General features: G+C 49.3%; 3 protein-coding genes and 1 other RNA gene. All 4 read right to left on the bottom strand.

Features of this window, described 5'->3' with window-relative positions; all coding sequences use genetic code 11:
• Positions 1-90 precede the first annotated feature (90 nt).
• The 4 genes from PXY01_RS21915 to PXY01_RS21900 all read right to left on the bottom strand — a co-directional run bounded on the left by PXY01_RS21915 (position 91) and on the right by PXY01_RS21900 (position 4,318).
• Positions 91-1,317, bottom strand: coding sequence for a hypothetical protein (locus tag PXY01_RS21915; RefSeq protein ID WP_127573258.1), 1,227 nt, complete (start codon positions 1,315-1,317; stop codon positions 91-93).
• A 549-nt stretch (positions 1,318-1,866) separates the two neighbouring features.
• Positions 1,867-2,231: a transfer-messenger RNA gene (ssrA, locus tag PXY01_RS21910) on the bottom strand.
• Between the two features lie 262 nt (positions 2,232-2,493).
• Positions 2,494-2,976: an SsrA-binding protein SmpB gene (smpB, locus tag PXY01_RS21905; protein WP_127573256.1), complete on the bottom strand. Its 483-nt coding sequence runs from the start codon at positions 2,974-2,976 to the stop codon at positions 2,494-2,496.
• 865 nt (positions 2,977-3,841) lie between these two features.
• Entirely contained in the window at positions 3,842-4,318 is a 477-nt protein-coding gene (locus PXY01_RS21900; protein WP_127573254.1) for a hypothetical protein, read from the bottom strand.
• Between the last annotated feature and the right edge of the window lie 171 nt (positions 4,319-4,489).

Genomic DNA, 4,489 nt, shown 5'->3' with positions numbered 1-4,489 from the left:
TCGCTCTGCAAATCCACAATCCTCCACCGTGCGATGCTTAGGTTGTTCAGGGAGGTGGCAGGATCTATAATTCTTAAATTTAGAGCATGTCTACAATTTAATGCTATTAGTTCTGTTATAAGCCTCTTCGGTCGCTTTTAACGAAAGCTTGATATTCCACTTTTCAAAATAACTACATAAGATTAATTCCATTAAGTCAGTCATAGTTATGAAAAGTAAAACAATCAATGTACTCACCGATTCAGATGAAGCTTGATAATCCACCCATTTATTTTTATGACAGATCGCTTGTCTCAAATCATTCAACACTCCGTACTCATCACTTTCCTCAATATCGATGCAGCTCATTAAGATTTCATCCTGTTGAGAGGAATTGATGGCCCTCTTCACATTCCGAACATTATCCTTAAAGTAGGTAGTTTTTGTAGCGATCGAGTAGCGATGCTTCACAAATAATCCGAGTTTGTCATAAAACTGGTAGATGAACGTGAGTCCAAGTCTTGCAAAATACGCATACTCTTTTTCTCCACTACCAGGTAGTTCGTTATCCATACTATACGTATATTTTAGGCATCTGGAAACCTCAAGATATTTCATGGCCAAATTTAATAATATTGTAAGCTCCTCATCTGGTCGTATTTCCATTACCTTATAGCTTAATTCAGTGGTCAAAGAGAAGATGCGAAGGGCACTTTCTTTATTTCCATGTAGAAGTTGCTTTCTTTGTAATAATGATAGGCCATTGTACATTGGAGCATATATTTCTAATGGATTTAGATCTACTTGATGACCATTTAAATCATCAAGTAGATCCATGACCATTTCGATAAATGAAAGCATTTTATCAATACTAAACACACGTAATACTTCCTCGTGGTCACCATAAAAAGGATCGATGTCATGCTCCGACTTATTTCTCCATTTTATTTCCCTAGCCAAAAATTGTTGAATACCGTTGTACTTTACAGAAGCTTTTTTATCAATCTTCAATTGCTTCTTATGAAAATGAGAAACTTTCATCATTATCTGTTTTATAGTAGACAGTATTTCACGGTAGAAAGTTGTGTATGGAATAAAGTGATTTCCAATACCTGTAGTGTTGTAGTACACCGATGCACATGATTTTTGTATATAATCTATTGAATCAAGCATATGAATGAAGTCAAGCCTAATTAAATTGTTACTGGAGTCTTTAAACCGCTCTCCTACTGTCTCGTGCAAGCGTCGTAACCTAAGTGCATTTTCCTCGATTTGTCTATTAATTGATGAGTAATCCTCTATCGCCTTCATATCTATGTACTGTTGTTTTATAGGCATTCTTATACTCCTTTTCGAGAAGCGTGGTATTCTCAATCCATATTATTACATCACCACAACTACGAACAGGGTATAAGTATTACAATGTCAATTCCCAGCGTATCAATACGCCCGCCAGGTGTCTTCAACAATAAGGCCATTTCGCTTCTCGCGAAGCAGCTAATCGATTTTCGAGCGAAGAAGGATGAGTCATACAGGATCGAGGGAACAAGGTTGGAAAAGAATCAGCGTGAGACAGAGAAGCAAATCGAGAATCTCGTTAATGCCATCGCTAGCAGCTTGACGCACATGACGCTACTGTGGAAGCTAGAAAGCCTGAAGCAGCAGAGAGCTTCGTTCGAGCATCAATCGCTCAACATAATCCCCAACTTAAAAAGCAGTCGTCACAGAGGGTACTCTGAAACAATCGCTTCAAGGGCCGGAACATTCCCGAAATCATCACTTTGCCCCCTGAGCGCGGACTGTCCCCCTGTCCACTTCGGACTTTATGAGGTTCAAACCCTCGCCTTAAATACAAAAAAACCATCCTCATGCGGATGGTTTTCATGGTGGTGGAGGCGAGGGGATTTGAACCCCTGTCCGAAGATAACGCCACACAGGCTTCTACGGGTGTAGTCACGGTTTTAATGTCACCCTAGCAAGCGCCCCGTAACCGGCTATCGCTAAGGTCAGCCTGATTGTCTTCTTCAGCACACCCCAGGCGGAGATGTGACAGCGTATCCCACTAAAGTTGGGCCCTCATCCCGGTACATGGGCGATACAGAGCGAGAGCACGCGAGCAGGTTATTAAGCTGCTACAGCGTAAGAAGTTTGTTGTTTGCCATTTAATTGGCTTTAGCGTTGATGAAGCGGACGCGTCCCCACTACCCGCGACCCATGCTCGAACTACCCCCGTCGAATCCATAAACGCCCCCAATATATTGGCATAATCGGTCGTCGCTTTCGCGATCCGTTAGCCTGCAAGGCGACTCGAATGGGTCGGCTAATTGCCGTTCATAGCGAGCACGAATGCTTATTACTAATCGTGTTGCCTGAATACTGCTCAACAGCCTCAGCTTTACGCCTTGCCGTCGATGAACTCAGTATAACATGTTCTCCACGGTATAGGTCTAGTCGGTTGCTGGCATTGTTACCATCAAATCAAGAAACTGTTCCGTAAAGCCCTTCATTACAGTATTAACGTGCGACCTTCTGCTTCTCGCGCAGCGCACGTTGAATGTCACGCTGAGCATCCCGTTTAGCCGCTGTTTCTCGCTTATCATAGTTTTTCTTACCTTTGCCAAGGCCGATCAGCAGCTTCGCGTAGCCGTTGCGCACATAAATCTTCAGAGGCACGATCGTGTATCCTTCCTGTTTGGACTGGCCAAGCAGCTTATGAATCTGTGCCTTATGCAGCAGCAGCTTGCGCGCGCGAGTCGGGTCGGTCGGATTGAACCGATTGCCCTGCTCGAACGGGCTGATATGCATGTTGTTGACGAACATCTCACCGTTCCGAATCGTTGCGAACGCATCGTTGATATTGGCTCTGCCGTTGCGAACGGACTTGATCTCCGTACCGGTCAGCACGATACCCGCTTCGTACGTCTCCTCGATGAAATAGTCATGCGATGCCTTCTTATTCTGCGCCAACGGCTTGGTCTCTTGCTTCTGCTTCGCCATGCTATCCACCTTCTCCTCGTCCGAAAATCGAGCCAGCGGTAAGAATCACCGCTAAGCCAGTCAACTAGAAATCTATTGTAGCAACTTTCCAACTCGAATTCAAGGAGGAAGCACGTTCTTTAGCTCACTCTCCCCCCCATGCGCTGGAAACCTGCGCCTTACATAATCTCCTCTTCATCAGGAGATACCAATATCGTCGTAATGAAAGCATTACACACCCGTTCATTTTCACACAAGTAGTTCTAAGGAGGCGTGCAATTTATTATGTCCCGCAGAGATCACCGCAACTCCCGTAGAGACAGCGCGAAGAAGCAGCAAGGTCATGGTAGCCAGAATACTCAATCCAAAACAGGCGACGCCAAAGATTCGACCGGCGACTAACGGGAGCCCGCAGTCGAAGCCCGCTGCAATTAGGTCAATAAGCAACTCGCTCGTTACGCTAGTCACATATGTTCTATTGTCCCAGCGAGCGGCTAATTAACTTCATCAAGTTACATCTACTCATGCCTCTCTCATGTTGTATTCCATACCGTGAGAGAGGCATTTTTATGTTGCTGATGCCGATAATGTGTCGTTACTGCCCCGCCGACGTCGGTTCGCTCTCCCTTACGACACACTTTTATGGCGTTACTGCTCCGCCGACGTCGATTCGCTCGCTCTTACGACACACTTTTATGGCGTTACGGCCCCGCCGACGTCGATTCGCTCTCCCTTACGACACACTTTTATGGCGTTACTACCCCGCCGACGTCAAATCTCACTGCCCCCCTAACCAAAAGGGCCTGCACGTCCAATCCGCCATGTGGCGATTAGAATTGCAGGCCCTCAAAGTAACTCTATAATGCGACCGTTCTAGATGTCCCGGCTATTTGCGCTTCTTCCGGACGAATGCGGCTGTTGCATTGCCTCCGCCGCCCGGCTTCTTCTTCTTGCGCTTCCGTCCTGCTGACATTCCATTCCCGCCGCCTGCCTCAATGCTTGCGCTACCGCCGCTTTGGCGGCTGCCGCCCGCGTTATCGGCGGCCCCAGACTTCTTCCGGCGGCCCTGACCCGGCCGTCCGCCTTGCCCGCCTTGCCCGCCGCCAAAATGACCGCCGGCTCCGCGGCGTCTACTCCGGCGGTTGCTGCCCGGATGGTACGTGCCGTCATCCGACTCGCCGCCGTCGTCGCGACGAGGGTTGCTCGTCGTCGGGACCGGCAGCCCCCACATATCGAGCTTCGGCGCTTTCCGCTTGCGCGGCGGCTTGGAGCTGCTCCACTCCGCGCCCGTATCCGGGCGCTCCGCCGCTGCGCCGCTCACCGCTTCGCTCGCTTCCCACGCGCTGTGCTCGCCCGCGCTCACCGCGCCTTCGCTTGCCGCGCCGCGTCCGCGCCTGCGCTTACCGCGCCCGCTGCTCCGCTCGGCGCCACCGGCTCCGCCGAAGCCGGCGCTCGGCGCGTCCAACGCGAACTCGTCCGGCGCGCCCCATGTGCCGCGCTCGACGGCTTCGCCCGCGCCGCGTCCGCGCCTGCG

Source organism: Paenibacillus xylaniclasticus (assembly GCF_004001065.1).
GTDB lineage: Bacteria > Bacillota > Bacilli > Paenibacillales > Paenibacillaceae > Paenibacillus_T > Paenibacillus_T xylaniclasticus.
Note: the sequence above shows the minus strand (reverse complement) of the source record. Positions and strands in the feature narration are given on the sequence as shown.